The sequence below is a fragment of the Pseudomonas sp. ICMP 460 genome (genome assembly GCF_002723595.1).
GTDB lineage: Bacteria > Pseudomonadota > Gammaproteobacteria > Pseudomonadales > Pseudomonadaceae > Aquipseudomonas > Aquipseudomonas kitaguniensis.
The window spans coordinates 179,641-199,852 of the sequence record NZ_LKBR01000079.1 but is presented as its reverse complement, the minus strand read 5'-3'; the positions used below and the strand labels follow the sequence as shown (position 1 = coordinate 199,852).

Sequence of the window (20,212 nt, the reverse complement as noted above, 5' to 3'; positions counted from 1 at the left end):
AGGGTTATTAGACGATTGTCGACAATGTGGATTTATTCTTTGACTATCGTGGGCTGATTGACTAGTTTTTGTCGCATTGCTTTGAAAGGTGTCGACAATATGCGGGTTCAGCTGCAAACCCCAGTGGTGGTGCAAGACGATTCGCAGACCATGTCAGAGAATGTCTTCCGGCGTATCCAGGCGGCTATCGTCAAGGGTGAGATCGCACCCGGCAGCAAAATCTCCGAGCCGGAGCTGGCGCGCACCTACGGCATCAGTCGCGGCCCGTTGCGTGAGGCGATCCACCGCCTGGAAGGCCAGCGCCTGCTGGTGCGCGTGCCGCATGTGGGCGCGCGCGTGGTGTCGCTGAGCCACGCCGAGCTTGTGGAGCTCTATGAAATTCGCGAATCCCTCGAAGGCATGGCCTGTCGCTTGGCCGCAGAGCGTATGACCGACGCTGAAATCGAAGAGCTGCGCCAAGTGCTGCACACCCATGAGCGCGACGAAGCTTTTCAGGCCGGCCTCGGCTACTACCAGCAGGAAGGCGATTTCGACTTCCACTACCGCATCATTCAAGGCGCCGGCAACCGCACGCTCACCCAAATGCTCTGCGGCGACCTGTACCAATTGGTGCGCATGTACCGCATCCAGTTTTCCGCCACACCTAATCGTCCCCGCCAGGCCTTTGCCGAGCATCACCGCATTCTTGACGCGATTGCCGACCGCGACGGTGAACTGGCCGAATTGTTGATGCGCCGCCATATCGGCGCTTCCAAACGCAATATCGCCCGTCATTTCCCAGGCGGCGCGCCTTCAACACGAGGTGAGTCATGAGTTCCAACAATAACAGCACTCCCGGCCAACGTTTTCGTGACGCGGTCGCCAGCGAGCAACCGTTGCAAGTGGTCGGCGCGATCAACGCCAACCACGCGTTGCTGGCCAAGCGCGCCGGTTTCAAGGCGATCTACCTGTCGGGCGGCGGGGTGGCTGCCGGTTCCCTCGGCGTTCCGGATCTGGGCATCACCGGCCTGGATGACGTGCTGACCGACGTGCGCCGCATCACCGATGTGTGCGACCTGCCGCTGCTGGTGGACGTGGACACGGGCTTTGGCTCCTCGGCGTTTAACGTCGCGCGCACCGTCAAGTCGATGATCAAGTTCGGCGCCGCCGCTATCCACATCGAAGACCAGGTGGGCGCCAAGCGCTGCGGTCACCGCCCGAACAAAGAAATTGTGTCGCAACAGGAAATGGTCGACCGCATCAAGGCCGCTGTCGATGCACGCACCGATGACAGCTTTGTGATCATGGCGCGCACCGACGCGCTGGCGGTCGAAGGGCTGGAGTCGGCGCTGGAACGCGCCGCCGCGTGCATCGAGGCTGGCGCCGATATGGTGTTTCCGGAAGCCATCACTGAGCTGGACATGTACAAGCTGTTCGCCTCCCGCGTCAACGCGCCGATCCTGGCCAACATCACCGAATTCGGCTCGACGCCGCTGTACACCGTTGACCAGTTGAAAGCGGCTGATGTTTCTATCGTGCTGTACCCGCTCTCGGCCTTCCGCGCCATGAACAAGGCCGCCGAGAATGTGTACACCGCGATTCGCCGCGACGGCACCCAGCAGAACGTGATCGACACCATGCAAACGCGCATGGAGCTTTACGATCGCATCGACTACCACACTTTCGAGCAAAAGCTCGACGCGCTGTTCGCCGCGAAGAAGTAAGCCTGCTCCCACACGCGGCTCCCTGAATAATCACAAAATTGGAGAAGAATGATGGCTGAAGCAAAAGTATTGAGTGGTGCCGGCCTGCGTGGTCAGGTGGCCGGGCAAACCGCGCTGTCTACCGTGGGCCAGGCGGGTGCCGGGCTGACCTACCGTGGCTATGACGTGCGCGAACTGGCTGCCGACGCACAGTTTGAAGAAGTGGCGTACCTGCTGCTCTATGGCGAACTGCCGAACAAGGCCGAACTGGCCGCCTACAGCAAAAAGCTCGGCGCATTGCGCGACCTGCCCCAAGCGCTGAAAGAGGTGCTGGAACGCATCCCTGCCGACGCCCACCCGATGGACGTGATGCGCACCGGTTGCTCGTTTCTGGGCAATATCGAGCCCGAGAAAGACTTCAGCCTGCAGCACGATGTGACCGACCGCTTGCTCGCAGCCTTCCCTGCGATCATGTGCTACTGGTATCGCTTCAGCCACGACGGCAAGCGCATTGATTGCGTGACCGACGAGCCAAGCCTCGGTGGCCACTTCCTGCACCTGTTGCACGGCAAAAAGCCCAGCGAGCTGCATGAAAAGGTCATGAACGTGTCGCTGATTCTTTACGCCGAACACGAATTCAACGCCTCGACGTTTACCGCCCGCGTGTGTGCTTCCACGCTGTCCGATTTGTACTCTTGCGTCACCGCTGCCATCGGTTCGCTGCGCGGCCCGCTGCACGGCGGCGCCAACGAAGCGGCGATGGAGATGATCGCTAAGTTTGATTCGCCGCAAGCCGCGGTCAAAGGCACCCTCGGCATGCTTGAGCGCAAAGACAAGATCATGGGCTTCGGCCATGCGATCTATAAAGACAACGACCCGCGTAATGAAGTGATCAAGGGCTGGGCGAAAAAGCTCGCTGACGAAGTGGGCGACAGCGTGTTGTTCCCGGTGTCCGAAGCCATCGACAAGACCATGTGGGAGCAGAAAAAACTGTTCCCCAACGCCGACTTCTACCATGCCTCGGCGTACCACTTCATGGGCATCCCGACACCGTTGTTCACGCCGATTTTCGTGTGCTCGCGCCTCACCGGCTGGGCTGCGCATGTGTTTGAGCAGCGCGCGAATAACCGCATCATCCGTCCAAGCGCCGAGTACATCGGCGTCGAGCAGCGCAAGTTCGTGCCAATCGAACGTCGCTGAAGACCGGCGATTCCAGGGTTGTAAACCCGGTCAACGGTGGGAGGGGGCTTGCTCCCGATGGCGGTGTAACAGTCACTCGATGTGTTGAATGACACACCGCTATCGCGAGCAAGCCCGCGCCCACATTGGGATCGGTTTTCACCTTTGGATCAGTCGGCTCCCTGTACTTACCGTGACCGAGTCCTGACGATGAACACTGAATTTCGCAAACCGCTGCCCGGCAGCCGCCTGGATTTCTTCGACGCCCGTGCGGCAGTCGAGGCAATCAGCCCCGGTGCCTACGCCACCTTGCCTTACACCTCCCGCGTACTCGCGGAAAACCTCGTGCGCCGTTGCGACCCCGCCAGCCTCAACGCGTCGCTGAGCCAACTGATCGAGCGCAAGCGTGACCTCGACTTCCCGTGGTTCCCGGCGCGCGTGGTGTGCCACGACATCCTCGGCCAAACCGCGCTGGTTGACCTCGCCGGCCTGCGCGATGCCATCGCATTGCAAGGTGGCGACCCGGCGCAGGTCAATCCGGTGGTGCCGACTCAACTGATCGTCGACCACTCGCTGGCCGTCGAAGCCGGTGGTTTTGACCCGGACGCCTTTGAGAAAAACCGTGCCATCGAAGACCGCCGCAACGAAGACCGTTTTCACTTTATCGAGTGGACCAAAAAGGCCTTCAAGAATGTCGACGTGATCCCGCCCGGCAACGGCATCATGCACCAGATCAACCTGGAGAAAATGTCGCCGGTGATTCAGGTGCGCGACGGCGTCGCCTTCCCGGATACCTGCGTGGGCACCGACAGCCACACGCCGCATGTGGACGCGTTGGGCGTGATCGCCATCGGCGTCGGCGGCCTTGAAGCTGAAAGCGTGATGCTCGGCCGCGCCTCGTGGATGCGCCTGCCGGAAATTGTCGGCGTCGAGCTGACGGGCAAGCTGCAACCGGGCATCACCGCCACCGACATGGTGCTGGCGCTCACCGAGTTCCTGCGCCAACAAAAAGTGGTGGGCGCGTGGTTGGAATTCTTCGGCGAAGGCGCATCCAGGCTGACGCTGGGTGACCGCGCTACCATCTCCAACATGGCCCCGGAATACGGCGCCACGGCGGCGATGTTTTACATCGACCAGCAGACCATCACCTACCTCAAACTCACCGGCCGCGAAGACGAACAAGTCACCCTGGTCGAGCAATATGCACGCCACACCGGCCTGTGGGCGGACGACCTGAGTGGCGCGCAGTACGAGCGCGGCCTGCGCTTCGACCTGTCCAGCGTCGTGCGCAACATGGCCGGCCCGAGCAACCCGCATGCGCGCGTGGCCACCAGCGATCTGGCGGCCAAGGGCATTTCCGGCCAGTGGGATGACGTGCCGGGGCAAATGCCCGATGGCGCGGTGATTATCGCGGCGATCACCAGTTGCACCAACACCAGCAACCCGCGCAACGTAATCGCCGCTGGCCTGTTGGCGCGCAACGCCAACCGGCTTGGGCTGGCGCGCAAACCGTGGGTTAAATCGTCGTTGGCGCCGGGTTCTAAAACCGTCGCCATGTACCTCGACGAAGCCGGGTTGACCACCGAGCTTGAGCAGTTGGGCTTTGGCGTGGTGGCGTTTGCCTGCACCACCTGCAACGGCATGTCCGGCGCACTCGACCCGGTGATCCAGCAAGAGATCATCGACCGCGACCTGTACGCCACCGCCGTGCTCTCGGGCAACCGCAACTTTGACGGGCGTATTCACCCGTATGCCAAGCAGGCGTTCCTCGCTTCGCCGCCACTGGTGGTGGCTTACGCGATTGCCGGCACCATCCGTTTCGACATCGAAAAAGACGTGCTCGGCATGGACGCCAACGGCAAGGAAATCCGCCTGAAGGACATCTGGCCGAGCGACGAAGAGATCGACGCAGTGGTCAAGGCGTCGGTCAAGCCGGAGCAGTTTCGCAAGGTCTACATTCCGATGTTTGCGATCCACCCAGACACCGGCCCCAAAGTTGCGCCGCTGTACGACTGGCGCCCGCAAAGCACCTATATCCGCCGCCCGCCGTACTGGGAAGGCGCGCTGGCCGGTGCCCGACCGCTCAAGGGCATGCGCCCGCTGGCGGTGCTGCCGGACAACATCACCACCGATCACTTGTCGCCGTCCAACGCGATCATGCTCGACAGCGCCGCCGGCGAGTACCTGGCGAAGATGGGCTTGCCGGAAGTCGACTTCAACTCCTACGCAACCCATCGCGGCGACCACCTGACCGCGCAACGCGCAACCTTTGCCAACCCGAAACTGTTCAACGAAATGGTGGTTGAAAACGGCAAGGTCAAGCAGGGTTCACTCGCGCGTATCGAACCCGAAGGCCGTGTCACGCGGATGTGGGAAGCCATCGAAACCTACATGCAGCGCAAGCAGCCGCTGATCATCATTGCCGGCGCCGACTATGGCCAGGGCTCGTCGCGTGACTGGGCGGCCAAGGGCGTGCGCCTGGCCGGTGTGGAAGCGATTGCCGCCGAAGGCTTCGAGCGCATCCACCGCACCAACCTGGTGGGCATGGGCGTGTTGCCGCTGGAGTTTCTGCCGGGCACCGACCGTCACACCTTGCAGATCGATGGCAGCGAAACCTATGACGTGATCGGTGAACGCACGCCGGGCGCGACGCTGACGCTGGTGATCAACCGCAAGCATGGCGAGCGTGTCGACGTGCCGGTGACGTGCCGCCTGGACACCGCCGAAGAAGTGTCGATTTACGAGGCGGGCGGCGTGTTGCAACGTTTCGCCCAAGACTTCCTGGAATCGGCGGCGACCGCCTGAAGAGGATGACCATGGCACACGTAGCGCAAATCAAGATCCCCGCCACCTATATGCGTGGCGGCACCAGCAAGGGCGTGTTTTTCAGCCTGCAAGACCTGCCCGAATCAGCGCGGGTGCCAGGCGCCGCGCGCGATGCCTTGCTGCTGCGCGTGATCGGCAGCCCAGACCCGTATGACAAGCAAATTGACGGCATGGGCGGCGCCACATCCAGCACCAGCAAAAGCGTGATCGTGGCCAAAAGCACGCGCGCCGATCACGACGTGGACTACTTGTTTGGTCAGGTGTCGATCGACAAGCCGTTTGTGGACTGGAGCGGCAACTGCGGCAACCTGTCGGCGGCGGTCGGCTCGTTCGCCATCAGCGCAGGCTTGGTCCACCCGGCGCGCGTGCCGCACAACGGTGTGGCGATGGTGCGCGTGTGGCAGGCGAATATCGGCAAGACGATTATTGCCCACGTGCCGATCACCGACGGCGCGGTGCAGGAAACCGGCGACTTTGAACTCGACGGCGTGACCTTTGCGGCTGCCGAAGTGCAGTTGGAGTTCATCGACCCGGCCGCCGAAGAAGAGGGCGGCGGGGGTTCGATGTTCCCCACCGGCAACCTGATCGACGACCTCGAAGTGCCGGGTATCGGCACCTTCAAGGCGACGCTGATCAACGCGGGCATTCCGACGATTTTCATCAATGCCGAAGACCTCGGCTACACCGGCGCCGAACTGCAAGGCGCGATCAACAGTGATCCAAAAGCCCTGGCGATGTTTGAGACGGTGCGCGCCTATGGCGCATTGCGCATGGGTTTGATCAAGCATCTTGATGAAGCCGCCCAGCGCCAGCACACACCCAAGGTCGCGTTTGTGGCCAAGCCTTTGGACTACGTGGCATCGAGTGGCAAGGCGATCAAGGCCGCTGATATTGATGTGTTGGTGCGCGCGCTGTCGATGGGCAAGCTGCACCACGCGATGATGGGCACGGCGGCCGTGGCGATTGGCACGGCGGCGGCGATTTCCGGCACCTTGGTCAACCTCGCCGCTGGCGGTGGGGAGCGCAGCGCGGTGCGTTTCGGGCACCCGTCCGGCACCTTGCGCGTTGGCGCTGAGGCCAGTCAGGTCGACGGCGAATGGGTGGTGAAAAAAGCCATCATGAGCCGCAGCGCCCGGGTGTTAATGGAAGGCTTCGTACGCGTGCCCGGCGATGCATTCTAAAACCCACCGCCGCCCTGTTGTGGGAATGGGCTTGTGTGAGAGGGAGCAAGCCCCCTCCCACAAGGTTGGGTGGTGCCAGCAATACATAAGCAGGCAAGCAGACCTGCCAACACATGATCAACCCTGAGCCTGAGGATTAAACCCAACCCTTTTGGAGTACTGCCATGAGCGCCAACGTCGACCAGAACAACCGCCCCGACTACGACCAGGTTCTGCAGGACATCGCCGACTACGTCCTCAGTTACCGGATCGAGTCCCAAGCCGCATTGGACACTGCGCGCAACTGCCTGATGGACACCCTAGGCTGCGGCCTTCTGGCCTTGCGTTTCCCGGAGTGCACCAAGCACCTGGGGCCGATTGTCGAGGGCACGGTGGTGCCGTTCGGCGCGCGCGTGCCGGGCACCTCGTTGCGCCTGGACCCGGTAAAAGCTGCGTGGGACATCGGCTGCATCGTGCGCTGGCTCGACTACAACGACACCTGGCTCGCTGCCGAATGGGGCCACCCTTCGGATAACCTGGGCGGCATCCTCGCGGTGGCCGATCACCTGTCGCAGAAGCGCGTGGCCAATGGCGATGCGCCGTTGACCGTGCGCGCGGTGCTGGAGGCGATGATCATGGCCCATGAAATCCAGGGGGTGATTGCGCTGGAAAACTCTTTCAACCGCGTCGGCCTTGACCATGTGTTATTGGTCAAAGTCGCTTCCACCGCCGTCACCGCCAAGCTGATGGGCGCCAACCGTGAGCAGTTGCTCGCGGCGTTGTCGCACGCGTTTGTCGATGGCCAGGCGCTGCGCACTTACCGCCACGCGCCGAACGCCGGTTCGCGCAAATCCTGGGCGGCGGGTGATGCATCCAGCCGTGGCGTGCGCCTGGCGGACATCGCGCTGCGCGGCGAGATGGGCATCCCAAGCGTGTTGAGCGCGCCGCAATGGGGTTTTTATGACGTGCTGTTCAGCCACAGCAACAACGACCTGGCACTCAAGCCTGCGGACAAGCGCGCGTTCAGCCTGTCCCAGCCGTACGGTACTTACGTGATGGAAAACGTGCTGTTCAAGATCAGCTTTCCCGCCGAATTCCACGCGCAAACCGCGTGCGAAGCGGCAGTCACCTTGCACCCATTGGTCAAGAACCGCCTGCATGAAATCGAGCGCATCGTGATCACCACTCACGAGTCGGCGATTCGCATCATTTCCAAGGTCGGCCCACTGGCCAACGCCGCCGACCGCGATCACTGCCTGCAATACATGACCGCCGTGCCGCTGGCCTTCGGCAACCTGGTGGCGGAGCAGTACGAAGACGCGTTTCACGCCGCGCACCCGATCATCGATGTGTTGCGCGAAAAGATGGTTGTCGTCGAGGACCCGCGCTACAGCCGTGAATACCTGGAAGCGGACAAGCGCTCGATCGCCAATGCGCTGCAGGTGTTTTTCACTGACGGTACGAGCACCGAGCCAGTCGCGGTGGAATACCCGATTGGGCATCGGCGGCGGCGGGCGGATGGCATCCCGTTGCTGGAGGACAAGTTCAGGGCCAATTTGGCCACGCGGTTTACCGCACAGCGCAGTGATGAAATTTTCGCGTTGTGCAAAGACCAGGCGCGGCTTGAGGCGACCCCGGTGAACCGCTTCGTCGACCTGTTTGTGATCTGACGACCCCTAAAAAACTGATGTGGGCAGGAGGTTGTGTGGGAGGAGGCTTGCTCCTCCCACAAAAGCCTTATCTCACATTCGAATCGGGGTTGGCCTCAAGCAATCACATGCTGCCTTCAACATCGTCCAGGCTGAATGTCTCGGTGTGGTCGTCATACGAAAAAATCTCCGCATAGCGCCCCCACGCCACCACGCTTTCGAGGGTTTTTTCGACGAACGCTTCGGTCATCGAGTCTTCCAGTTCCTGCTCGAAACGCACGCGTGGCGCGCGGTGCCCGCTGCGTTCGAGCAGTACCTGATGAATGCGCGCGGCCAACGGCACGTGCTGGATCAGGTGCTCGGCGAACAGGGTTTTGCGCTCTTGGGTGCCGTAGTCGGCGAACAGTTTGCCGGCCTCGGTGAGGGTGATGTCGGCGCCCTTGAGTTCGGCGAAGCCCAGGTGCTCAAGCATCTCCGCCACCGGGAACAGGTCGTCGACTTCCAGCAGGCGCCGCTCGGCCACGGTGGGCAAACCGGCGTGGCCGTTATAGGGCTCGGCGGCGAGGGTTTCAATCAAACCGGCCATCAGGTTGGTCGAGACCTCCGGCAGCAGGCTGCCCATTTTCAGCTCGGGTAAACCCCGGCTGGCATCGGCGCTGCGCCGGTCGGTCATCAGCGCATAGATGTCGTCGACCATTTGCCGAAAGACCGGGTCGAGCCGGTTGCGCGGGTGTGCGAACGGCACTTTGATCTCGGCGACCACGCGGCCGGGGTTGGATGACAGCACCAGGATGCGGTCGCACATCAGCACCGCTTCTTCGATGTTGTGGGTCACGATCAGGATCGACTTGATCGGCAGTTGTTTGCCGCTCCACAAGTCCAGCAAGTCGGTGCGCAGGGTTTCGGCGGTGAGCACGTCGAGGGCGGAGAAGGGTTCGTCCATCAGCAGCAACGTCGGGTTAACCACCAGGCCGCGGGCAAAGCCCACGCGCTGCCGCATGCCGCCAGACAACTCGCGCGGGTAAGCGTTTTCAAAGCCGTCCAGGCCGATCAGGTCGATCGCCGCCAGGGCGCGCCGACGGGTTTCCTTGCGCTCGACTTGCAAGGCTTGCAGGCCGGCTTCGACGTTTTCCAGCACGGTCAGCCAGGGGAACAGTGCAAAGGTCTGGAACACCATGGCCACGCCTTCGGCCGGGCCGTTCAATGGCGCGCCGTTGTAAAGCACTTCGCCCGAAGACGGCTGGATCAAGCCTGCAATAATGCGCAGCAGCGTGGACTTGCCGGACCCGGAACGACCGAGCATGCCGACGATCTCGCCTTCGTGCAGGCTCAGGTCGACGCCGCTGAGTACTTGCAGTTCGTCTTTGCCTTTACCGAACACCCGGTTGACGTTTTTCAGCGAGTAGATTTCCGGCGTGGCGGCAGCGTGTGCGGTATAGGTAGTCATCACGGCGAATCCCGTCAATTCAAACGAAGTTTGTTTTCAGCAATGGCGTACATCGGTCGCCATACCGCGCGGTTGAAGGCCACGACAAAGATCGACATCACCACCACGCCCAGCGCGATTTTCGGGAAGTCGCCGGCGGCGGTGGTCTGCGCGATGTAGGCGCCCAGCCCGTGGGCAACCACGTTGTCCTGGCCCCAAGACACGTACTCGGAGACGATACTGGCGTTCCACGCACCGCCCGAGGCGGTAATGGCGCCGGTCACGTAATACGGAAAAATCCCCGGCAGCATCACCTTGCGCCACCACAACCAGCCGCGAATGCGGAAGTTCGCGGCGGCTTCCTTGAAGTCATTCGGAAACGCGCTGGCCCCGGCGATCACGTTAAACAGGATGTACCACTGGGTGCCCAGCACGATCAGCGGGCTCAGCCAAATATCCGGGTTGAGGTTGTAATGCAGGATCACGATGACGAACACCGGGAACAGCAGGTTCGCCGGGAACGCCGCGAGGAACTGCGCCAGCGGCTGAATTTTTTCCGCAAGCTTTGGGCGCAAGCCGATCATCACGCCCAAAGGCACCCAGATCAGCGAGGCGATCAGGATCAACCCGACCACTCGCAGCAGCGTGATCAGGCCCAGCACACACACATGGCCGACTTCGGCTAGGGTCACCTCAGTGCCGACGTACTGCACGATGTGATACAGCGCATACGCGGCCAACAGCGCAATCAGTGTGCCCCACACCCAGTCGATCACTTTTGAGGCTGCCGGGGTTTCCACCGGCAACGCCTTGAGCGCGCCGCCAGCCAGGCTGAAGCGTTTGTTGCCGATGCGGCTGATGGTGCGCGTGACAGGGCGCAGCATGCGCTGCACCACGCGCGTGCGCTGAATCAGGTTAAGCAACCAGGATTGCGGCGCAGCGCCTTGCGAGGCGGTGGTTTCCATGCGGAACTTGTCGGCCCAGGCCACCAGCGGGCGGAACAGCAACTGGTCGTACAGCAGGATCACCGCAATCATCGCGAGGATGACGTAGCCCACGGCGTACAGGTCTTTTTCGGCAATCGCCAGGGCCAGGTACGAACCCACCCCCGGCAGGGTGATGGTCTTGTCGCCGACGGTGATCGCTTCTGAGGCGACCACAAAAAACCAGCCGCCGGACATGCTCATCATCATGTTCCACACCAGCCCCGGCATGGCGAACGGCACGTCGAGCTTCCAGAACTTTTGCCAGCCGGACAGCCGCAGGTTGGTCGACACTTCCACCAGGTCATGCGGCAGCATGCGCAGCGACTGGTAGAAGCTGAACGTCATGTTCCAGGCCTGGCTGGTAAAGATCGCAAAGATTGCAGCGAACTCGGCGCCCAGCACGCGCCCCGGAAACAACAACAGGAAGAAGGTCACCGTAAACGAGATGTACCCGAGCACCGGCACCGATTGCAGGATGTCGAGTACCGGCACCAGCAGTTTCTCGGCGCGCCGGCTTTTGGCGGCCAGGGTGCCGTACAACAGGGTGAAAATCAGCGCGGCAACCATGGCCGCGAGCATGCGCAAGGTGGTGCGCATCGCGTATTCCGGCAGGTTGGCCGGGTCGAGGGAGATGACTTCACTTTGCAAGGTGGCGATGGGTGCCCAGGTTTCGCGGGCGGTGATCGAAAAAAACAGTAGAAAGCCGATGACCAGAGGCAGGGCAACCAAGTCCCAGCGGTTGGGTAGCAAGCGCAGTGTGGACGCCGGTAAATAGTCACGGAACACTCTGTTCATAGGCAGTCAGTCCTGCAGCGTTCAGGTTAAAAAGGCGCGGTGAGAGTGAGCTTGGCTGCTGCACGAATGCCCAACCGAGAAGGACGGGCGCTGTTTTCGTCAGTCAACGGCAACGAGGCGTTGCTGACGGAATTGTACGTTTCTGAATGTTACAAGCACATAAATTTGCTGTCAGTTTCCTGTACGAAACCGTGGTTTGGGCGCAGACGGATATTGACCCTGACACACGCGAACGCAGATTTTTGCTTCCTTGGAACTGGTTTGCGCGACAGGCCAATAAACTAGCTGAATGACGGGGTACGCCAAGTCGTCCGAAAAACCTGCACGCGGACCACGCGTGGAACTCAAGAGGTACTACATGAATAATGTCAGTAATCAACAGTATGCTCCCCAATACGGCTACGAAATGCCGCCCACGCCGCCGCCTGTTCGCTCCGGCGACACCCCCGGCCCACACGCCAACACCCCCGATAGCTCGGCAGATTCAACGCCGCCCCGTCCGCCGATGGGGCCAGAGCAGCGGGGGCAGTTTTCCAGCCACAGTAAAATCGTTAACCAGCCGCAGCCGCAAGGGGCTGATGCAACAGGCCAGATGGCAGAGCTGACGAACAAAAACAAAGAGCTTCACGCCAAATACGATGCGTTGCTGAGCAAATTTGATCCGATGCTCAGGCAACTTAATCAGAAAATAATAGACCTGACGGCGCACGTTGACGCGTCAGAAAAAAACGTTAAAGACGCGCCGGTTGCGCCTGGACCTCAGCCTGAGAACCGCCGTGGCGATGATCAGAATGTAGCGCCTCCTGAAACACCTCCCCAACAGAATGCGCCGGGTACGCCTCCTGCTCCAGACCCCGCGGATACGCCGGTGACGGAGCCGGGCCAGTCTGGAAGTCTTGAAGCGTTGACCCGCGTAACCAGTGAATTCAGCAGCAAGCTTGACGGATTACTCACCAAGTTCAATTCGATAATTGAAACACTGACTAACACTATTAATAATTTGGTGCAGCGGGTCAACGCTATGAACATTCCTGACAGCCAGACGCCTCCCGAGCAGGCGGACAGCCCCCAGACGACCCCGTCAGACGACGTACAGCCGCAAACGCCGATTGCTCCACACAACCAGCCAGCGGAGGCCGATGAGCCATCAGCGCCTGCTGCTGACACTGCTGAAAAGCTCAGTCAGGAAAACGCAAAACTGGAAGCCCAGCTCACTAAGATGGATGGTTTATTTCAGGACACAATTTCAAAACTTCAACAGCAGGTTGATAACCTGACTCGCCAACTTCAGCAAAAAGGCTAGGAAGCACGGAGTCGGCCAGCGTGGCGGTGAACCCCACTGGCCCTTCGATTAGAGCTATGCCTCAAAGCGCAGGATCACCCGCCGGTTGTGCTTGCTCTTCTTCTCGATTTTCTCGCAGAACACCCGGCCGATTTCTTCGGTGTTGAGCACGTGGGTGCCGCCGCAGGGCTGAATATCGACCCCGGCGATTTCGATCACCCGAACCGAGCCCTGGATAGCCGGTGGTGCGACCGCCTGCGTGCGGGTGATCTGCAGCAGTGTCGAGTACTCCGAGGCGGGCATCGACAGGGTTTTCACCGTGTGGGCCTGCTCGATCAGGGCGTTAAGGTCGTGGGTGATGCGGTCTTTGTCGAGGGTCATTTCCGGCAGGTCGAAATCCAGGCGGCCCTTGTCGGGGCTGATGCTGCAACCGGTGACAGGCGCATCAATGATCGAGCACAGCAGATGCAGGCACGTGTGCATCTTCATGTGCTGGTAGCGCCGCGCCCAATCCAGGCTGGCATCCACTTGCACCCCGGCGGTCAACTGCTCGGGGCAGTGTTGCACTTGATGCCAGATGACCGCGCGCAACAACGGGTCGCGCACGGTGCCGATCACGTCGACGCGCGTGCCATCGGCCAGGGTCAGGTGCCCGGTGTCGCCGGGTTGCCCGCCGCCCGTGGGGTAGAACAGCGTGTGTTCCAGGGCGATGCCCTGTTCGCTGACGGCGATCACCCGCGCGTTAAAAGCGTTCTGGTAGGGCGCGCTGTCGAACAGCGCCAGGGTTTGCATGCTGTGCATGGACACGTTCAACCTCCGACAATGATTGGGCTGGCTTGCAACAGGTGGCGCACCATTGCACTCAAGCCAGGTGGGGAGAGCAGGGTGATTTCAAATTCCGGCGCGCTGACTTTCAGGTTCAGCGGCAGGCGCGGCAGGTGGTCGCTGATGTCGAGGCGGCGCAGGCGAAATTGCAAGTGATGCCGCTCCTTCACCGTGGGTTCCAGCATCAGCCCCTGCAACGGGTGGAAGTCGGCGTCCAGCACCGTGACTTTATGGCTGGTGCTGACTTCGCCGACCACGTGCAAGCGCTCGTCCAGGGCGAACGCGCCGAGGTAATGGCTGCTGTCCGCTTCGGTGTTTTTTTGCAATTGAACCTGGTTGACGACCTTGACCTTTGTGCCCGCTGGCACATCCTGAGTGATCACACACGAGGGGCTGATAAACACGTTATCGCCGATCAACACATAGCCCAGCACGCGGGCGCCGGCGCCAACCTCGACATTGTTGCCCAGGCGCGGGTGGCGTTTGCCATCCGGGTTGTTGGCAATGCCGCGGGCGCCCAACGTGACGCCGCAGAGGATGTAGCAGTCGTTGCCGATCTCGCAGGTTTCGCCGATGACGGTGCCGTAGCCGTGGTCCAGCACAAAGCGGCGGCCGATGCGTGCTGCCGGGTGAATCTCTGCGCCCGAGAGGATTTTGCCCTGGTTGCTGAGCGTCAGGGCGATGCCCGAAAACACGCCGCTGGTGTGCTCCCCAAAATGCCATATCAGGTGCGCAAGCCGGTAATACAACACCGCTTTGAACGAGGCGTAAGCCTCCAGAATCAACTCGCCGCGCCCGCGCGATGCCGGGTCGCGATAGGCATAAGCGATCAAGTCGTCGGCCACGGCCTGGGCGGCGTTTTGGATCAGCGGCGCCAGGTGCGGTTCCAGCTGCTTCATCTGCGCAGGCGTCAGGGTCTGGATGAGGTGGGTGAGCAACTCATCATGCAGTTGTTGCATGTCGATAAAACATCCCATGGAGGCACCCCCGCATTCTGGATGGTTGGCAAACCGGTTAGTCGAAATGGGGCAGGTAGCTGTCGGCATTGTCGTAGACCAGGGTCAGTACCACCGTTTTGCGCGGCAGTTCGGGGGCGAGCTGGGCGATGGCAACCATGTTTGCGGCCGAGGACAGCCCGAGGCTGATGGCGTCGGTGCGCATGATGTGTTTGATCATGTCGGTACACGCCTGGCGTGACACTTTGAGCATGCCGTCAATCACGCCCATGTTGAGAATGCTCGGGATCAAGCCAATCGACAGGCCCTGGATATGGTGCGGCGCGTGCTGGTTTTTCAGCAGGTCACATTCCTCGGGTTCCACGCCCATCACGCGGATCGCCGGCCAGGTGGCTTTGAGGGTTTCGCCGATGCCGGTGATATGGCCGCCGGTGCCGATGCCGCTGACGAAGTAATCCACGCGCCGCTCACCGAACGCGCGGATGATTTCCGGCGCGGTGCTGTCGCGGTGGGTTTGCGGGTTGGCGCTATTACGTTGCTGGTTGAGCATCACGTAGCCGGGGTTTTCCAGCTGCAGCTCCATGCACTTTTCGCCGTGGGAGTTATTCCCGAGGCGGCTGTCTGACAGCACCACCTCGGCGCCGTACAGGCGCAGCAGCTTCTGCTTTTCGGGGCTGTAGTTGTCCGGGATCACCAGCACCACTTTGTAGCCCAGCACATTCGCGGCCATGACCAAACCGATGCCGGTGTTGCCGCCGCTGGGTTCGATCAGGGTTTGCCCGCTATTACGCAGCAGCACGCCACGGCGTTCAGCGTCGAGGATCATGCCCAAGGCGATGCGCGTCTTGTGGCTGCCACCGGGGTTGAGTGATTCCAGCTTGGCGTAGACCTCGATGCCGAGGGTTTCGGAAAACTGTGCCAGGCGCACGATCGGCGTGTGGCCGATCACGTCGAGAATTGAGTCATGCAACATCAGTCAGCCCCCGCTCAGTACAACGGCATGTCGGGTTCGACGTCACGCACCCAGTGTTTCATGCCGCCCTGCAGGACCTTGGTATTGGCGAAACCGGCCGCCAGCAAGGTGCTGGCGGCTTGCTCGGCGCGGGTGCCGGCGTAGCAGATCAAGTAGTGGGTGTTGTCGCGGCTGAGGCTGCCGAGCTGCGCATCCAGTTCAGCAAGGGGGATATTCACCACGCCCGGCAATTTGCACACTTCGAGTTCGCTGGCGTCGCGCACATCCAGCAGTACGTCGGCGCTGCGCGGGTGTTCGAGCAGTTGCTTGAGTACCCGTGGTTTGATGTAGCGTTCTTCGGCCAGCGCGGGTGCGCCGGCAATCGCATCTGCGCAAACCGCTGGCGCCACGGCGGCGCTGTGGCGCAGCGCCGAGCAGCAGGGGCAGTCGGCGCGGCGCTTGAAGCGTACCTCGCTGAACTTCATCGCCAGTGCATCGAAGCGCATCAAGCGGCCGGACAACGGCTCACCAATGCCGATCAGCAACTTGATGGCTTCAGTGGCCTGGATCATCCCGACCACGCCCGGCAGCACACCGATCACGCCGCCTGCGTTGCAGTTGGGGGCCAGTTCAGCCGGCGGCGCCGAGGGGAACAAGCAGCGGTAGCACGGCCCGCCTTTATGGTTGAACACGCTGATCTGCCCGTCAAAACGGTAGATGGCGCCGTACACCAAGGGTTTGCCGAGCTGCACGCAGGCGTCATTGACCACGTAGCGCGTGTCGAAATTGTCGGTGCCGTCGATCACCAGGTCATAGGCGCCCACCAGTTGCAGTGCGTTGTCGGCGGTGAGGGCAGTGTTATGGGCGTTGATCTGGATATGCCGGTTGAGGTCTTGCAGGCGCTGCTTGGCGGACTCGACCTTGGGCATGCCCAACGTGCTGTTGCCGTGGACGACCTGGCGTTGCAGGTTGCTGCTTTCCACCACATCAAAATCCACCAGGCCCAGCGTGCCGACACCGGCCGCCGCCAGGTACAGGCTGATCGGCGAGCCGAGGCCGCCCGTGCCGATGATCAATACTTTGGCTTTTTTAAGGTTCAACTGACCTTCGCGTCCCACGCCGGGCAGCGTGATGTGGCGCACGTAGCGCTGCACTTCTTCATTGCTCAGGGTCTCTGCGTCAATGCCGCCGGAAGTGGCGAGCAGCACTTCGATTTTGGCGTTTTCCGGTAAAGGTTCGTCGGCATCGATCAGCGCTTCCCCGGCGGTAAACAGGAAGTGGTCCTTGAGCTGGTGGTTGTGTGCGTGAAACAGGTGCTGGCGCAACTGCGGATGGCGGTCGCAGAGGTTTTCAATGACTTCGCGCAATGTCGATCCGGTGCCCTCAAGGGTCGATTCCGACAGCTTGGCCACGCGAACCAGAATGTCGGGGAAAGAGACAGCGTTCATGGACAGCTCCGTGTGCAGGTCGTTGAAAGGGTTAAGGGCGAAATGCTTGCCATCCCAGGCAAACAGCTTTGAACCCAGCGCCTGGCCCTGGCGAACGTCCACCACCAGGTAACTGACCGGGTAAATCGGCTCGCCGAGGAACAGCGCCTTGTCTTGGTCTTCATCACTGAAATAGGCGCCAACGTCCGGGTGGGAGTGGTAGATCACCACCACCGGGTTATCACTGCGAAACGCCTTGTTCATCAGCAGCGTGTCGGCGACGCAAAAGGTGTAGCCATTGGCCGCGCTGCGCGGGTACCTCTCGGGGTTCTTGTGGTGCAACTCATTCTGAATATTGCTGCCCAGGTACACGCTGCCGTCGGCGAACACAAAACCGCAGCATTCCTCCGGATAGCTACGGCTGGCGTGGGCGTAGATCTGTTCCAGGGCGGCGGGGCGGAGCACGTCCATGCTTCTCTCGGGTTGATGAGGCATCAATTTTTCTTGGCCAGGAATTTTTCGATGGGCAATTTGGTGATCGCAAAACCGGCCAGCAGAATCGCCGAGTACAGCATCAGGTCACGCGAAATCGCCACGCCTTCGTACCAGGCGCCGATGATCACCGCGAACACCGGGAAGATGATGAACACGAAGGACAAGATGATCGGGCTCAAGCGCTTGAGCAGCATGAAGTACACGATGAACCCGCCCACCGACGCCACCAGCCCCAAGTAGAACAGCGCGCTCCAGGAGCGCAGGGTGATGGTGTCGAAGGTCGGTGTTTCAAACCACAGGCCGGCCATAAACAGCATCAACCCGGCAATCCCGATGGGCAAGGTGTTGTAGGTGATCACACTGATGGCGCTGCCTTTTTGCTTGGTAATCACGTAGCACAAGGCGTGCATGACCGCTGCGGTCAGAATCGCCAGCACCCCGAAAAACTCGGCGTGGTCCAAGTGCAGGCCCTGGCCCCGGATGATCATGTAGAGGCTGCCGAAACCGATGCCGATGCCGATTATTTGGGAAAAGTAGATTCGCTCGCGCAGAAACAGCGCGGAAAAAATCAGGATAAATACCGGCATGCAGCTGAACAGCAATGCGGTAAGGCCGGATGAGACATGCATCTCGCCGTAGTTGAGCAAGTAATACGGAACGCTGAAGTAGCACAGCGTCACGAACACAAAGAACCAGCGGCTTTCACGTGGGAACAGGATCGGCTCGCGGCGCGCCAGGGCAAAACACAGGAACAGCGGAAAGGCGATCAGGAAGCGCAAGCCCGCAGAGGTTAGCGGTGGCACGCTTTCGACGGCGATCTTGATGCCCAGCCACGTGGTGCCCCAACTCAGGCACACGATAAGAAACATCACGCTGGTGACCAGGCCGGCCAGCCACTGTTTCTGAGTTTTTGTTTTTGTAGTGTTTTCCAGAACGGCGGACATTGGCATCGTTTATTACTTCCCTGAGCCGGAATTGAACTCTATATTGACTGTGTATTAAGTTGTTTCACTGCGTGATTGAACCCGAAAAAGCACACTATTAGGGCAAAAGATGGCTGTCAAAACAAATATTGACATGGTGTCAATTATGCGTGAGGGCTTGTCCAGCGGGCAGGGCGTGAAGTACAAGCGCCTGTCCGATGTGATGGAACGGGGCATCCTCGAAGGCCTGATTGAGCCGGGACGAAAACTGCCGCCGCATCGGGTGCTTTCCGACAATTTAGGCGTCACCATCGGCACCATCAGCCGGGCCTACGGCGAGCTGGAACGCTTGGGGTTGGTGGTGGCGCGCGTCGGTGACGGCACGTTCGTGCGCAAGCGCGGGATGGAGCGCCAGCGTGATGAAGGCTTTCGCAACGTCAGCGATGAGCCGCGCCAGTACTTCGATATGAGCCGTAACATGCATATTCCTGGGCAAGAAACGATGTTTCTGGCGCAGAGCTTCCAAACCTTGTCGAGCAACGCCAAATTCCTCCAGGACATCAGCGCCTATACCCCGGACGCGGGCTTGCCGCGCTACCGTGAGGCCGGCGCGCAGTGGCTGGTACAGCGCGATTTTCATCCGATCCCCGAGCAGGTCATCTGCGTCAACGGCGGCCAGCATGGTTTGCTCTGCGCAATGATGGCGCTGCTGCGCGCGGGCGATACGGTGGTGACCGAACAGCTCACTTACCCCGGCCTGATCACCGCCGCGCGCATGCTCGGCGTGCGCTTGATTGGCCTGGAAATGGACGAAGAAGGCGTGTTGCCCAGCGCGTTGGATGAGGTCTGTCGTAATCACCGGGTTTCAGCGATGTACTGCACGCCGACTATCCAAAACCCGACCACGGCGGTGCTGTCGATCCCGCGCCGCGAAGCGTTGGCGAAAGTCTGTCGCGAACACAACCTGCTGATTCTTGAAGACGAAGCCCACGGCGTATTGGTGGAAGACCGGCCGCCGCCGATGAGTTTTTTCGCGCCGGAGCGTACGATTTTGATCAGTAGCTTGAGCAAGGCGGTGTCCGCCGGGTTACGGGTGGGTTATGTGCATGCGCCACCGGCCTTGGTCAGCCGTGTTTCGGCGGCGTTGCGCTCGACCTGCTGGATGGCCACGCCGGTGACGTTGGAACTGGCGACGCAGTGGATCGAAAACGGCACCGCGCAATACCTGTTGAGCCAGCAGATCAGCGAGATCAGCCGACGCAAAGCCCTCGTGCGGGACCTGCTGGCGGGCCTGCAATACCGCACTCATCTGAATAGCCCGCACTTTTGGATCGAAGTGCCGGAGCCGTGGCGTGCGTCGGAAATCGAGGCGGAGCTCAAGCAGAATAATTACCTGATCGCCACCGCCGAGGCATTTGCCGTGGGGCAAACGGCCGTGCCGCAGTTTATTCGGGCGAGTATTTGTAATACGTCGGGCGATGATCAATTGCTCAGGGCGGGGTTTGATGCACTGGCCACCGCGCTGGGGCAGGGCGGCGGGCGGTTCCACCTTTAAGACCGCATCATCGTTCTTTGCGAGCAAGCCCGCTCCCACATGTGGAAGGCATTTCATTCCCCTGTGGGAGCGGGCTTGCTCGCGAAGGCGTCAG

The 20,212-nt window shown here is 60.9% G+C and carries 15 protein-coding genes; 8 read left to right on the top strand and 7 right to left on the bottom strand.

The features are described 5' to 3' along the window. Positions 1-99 precede the first annotated feature (99 nt). From AO240_RS26935 to prpD, 6 genes are all read left to right on the top strand, one after another. Entirely contained in the window at positions 100-813 is a 714-nt protein-coding gene (locus tag AO240_RS26935; RefSeq protein ID WP_099240708.1) for a GntR family transcriptional regulator, read from the top strand. Then, the gene (gene prpB, locus AO240_RS26930) at positions 810-1,703 is read left to right on the top strand and encodes a methylisocitrate lyase (RefSeq protein ID WP_058412286.1); all 894 of its coding nucleotides are present in this window, start codon (positions 810-812) and stop codon (positions 1,701-1,703) included. Before AO240_RS26935 ends, prpB begins: the two co-directional genes overlap by 4 nt. A gap of 51 nt (positions 1,704-1,754) precedes the next feature. Then, positions 1,755-2,882, top strand: coding sequence for a 2-methylcitrate synthase (gene prpC / locus AO240_RS26925; RefSeq protein ID WP_099240706.1), 1,128 nt, complete (start codon positions 1,755-1,757; stop codon positions 2,880-2,882). Between the two features lie 189 nt (positions 2,883-3,071). Then, positions 3,072-5,666 carry a Fe/S-dependent 2-methylisocitrate dehydratase AcnD gene (acnD, locus tag AO240_RS26920; RefSeq protein WP_099240704.1) on the top strand — a complete coding sequence of 865 codons (2,595 nt, stop codon included), beginning with the start codon at positions 3,072-3,074 and terminating at the stop codon, positions 5,664-5,666. 11 nt (positions 5,667-5,677) lie between these two features. Further along, positions 5,678-6,868 (top strand): 2-methylaconitate cis-trans isomerase PrpF, encoded by a 1,191-nt coding sequence (gene prpF, locus AO240_RS26915; RefSeq protein ID WP_099240812.1) that lies wholly within the window; start codon positions 5,678-5,680, stop codon positions 6,866-6,868. Positions 6,869-7,032: 164 nt separating this feature from the next. Next, on the top strand, positions 7,033-8,517 hold the full coding sequence (gene prpD / locus AO240_RS26910; protein WP_099240702.1) for a 2-methylcitrate dehydratase: 1,485 nt from the start codon (positions 7,033-7,035) through the stop codon (positions 8,515-8,517). 103 nt (positions 8,518-8,620) lie between these two features. Here prpD and AO240_RS26905 read toward each other — a convergent pair whose 3' ends face one another. Together AO240_RS26905 and AO240_RS26900 are read right to left on the bottom strand one after the other, a co-directional pair. Further along, positions 8,621-9,943, bottom strand: a complete 1,323-nt coding sequence (locus AO240_RS26905) for an AAA-associated domain-containing protein (protein WP_099240700.1) — start codon at positions 9,941-9,943, stop codon at positions 8,621-8,623. A 14-nt stretch (positions 9,944-9,957) separates the two neighbouring features. Next, entirely contained in the window at positions 9,958-11,703 is a 1,746-nt protein-coding gene (locus tag AO240_RS26900; protein WP_099240698.1) for an ABC transporter permease subunit, read from the bottom strand. A gap of 358 nt (positions 11,704-12,061) precedes the next feature. Here AO240_RS26900 and AO240_RS26895 point away from each other — a divergent pair, with 358 nt between their 5' ends. Beyond that, positions 12,062-13,006, top strand: coding sequence for a hypothetical protein (locus tag AO240_RS26895; protein ID WP_099240696.1), 945 nt, complete (start codon positions 12,062-12,064; stop codon positions 13,004-13,006). 54 nt (positions 13,007-13,060) lie between these two features. On the opposite strand, the gene AO240_RS26890 is transcribed toward AO240_RS26895, so the two are convergent. The 5 genes from AO240_RS26890 to AO240_RS26870 are packed head-to-tail and all read right to left on the bottom strand — an operon-like array spanning position 13,061 to position 18,533. Next, complete coding sequence (locus AO240_RS26890; protein ID WP_099240694.1) at positions 13,061-13,792, bottom strand: alanyl-tRNA editing protein; 732 nt, start codon at positions 13,790-13,792, stop codon at positions 13,061-13,063. A 2-nt stretch (positions 13,793-13,794) separates the two neighbouring features. Then, positions 13,795-14,787: a serine O-acetyltransferase gene (locus AO240_RS26885; protein ID WP_099240692.1), complete on the bottom strand. Its 993-nt coding sequence runs from the start codon at positions 14,785-14,787 to the stop codon at positions 13,795-13,797. Positions 14,788-14,824: 37 nt separating this feature from the next. Further along, positions 14,825-15,739: a PLP-dependent cysteine synthase family protein gene (locus AO240_RS26880; RefSeq protein WP_099240690.1), complete on the bottom strand. Its 915-nt coding sequence runs from the start codon at positions 15,737-15,739 to the stop codon at positions 14,825-14,827. A 14-nt stretch (positions 15,740-15,753) separates the two neighbouring features. Beyond that, positions 15,754-17,616 (bottom strand): molybdopterin-synthase adenylyltransferase MoeB, encoded by a 1,863-nt coding sequence (gene moeB, locus AO240_RS26875; protein ID WP_099240688.1) that lies wholly within the window; start codon positions 17,614-17,616, stop codon positions 15,754-15,756. Between the two features lie 23 nt (positions 17,617-17,639). After that, positions 17,640-18,533: a DMT family transporter gene (locus AO240_RS26870; RefSeq protein ID WP_177445878.1), complete on the bottom strand. Its 894-nt coding sequence runs from the start codon at positions 18,531-18,533 to the stop codon at positions 17,640-17,642. A 160-nt stretch (positions 18,534-18,693) separates the two neighbouring features. On the opposite strand from AO240_RS26870, the gene AO240_RS26865 reads away from it, so the two are divergent. Further along, positions 18,694-20,118: a PLP-dependent aminotransferase family protein gene (locus AO240_RS26865; protein WP_099240684.1), complete on the top strand. Its 1,425-nt coding sequence runs from the start codon at positions 18,694-18,696 to the stop codon at positions 20,116-20,118. Positions 20,119-20,212 lie beyond the last annotated feature (94 nt).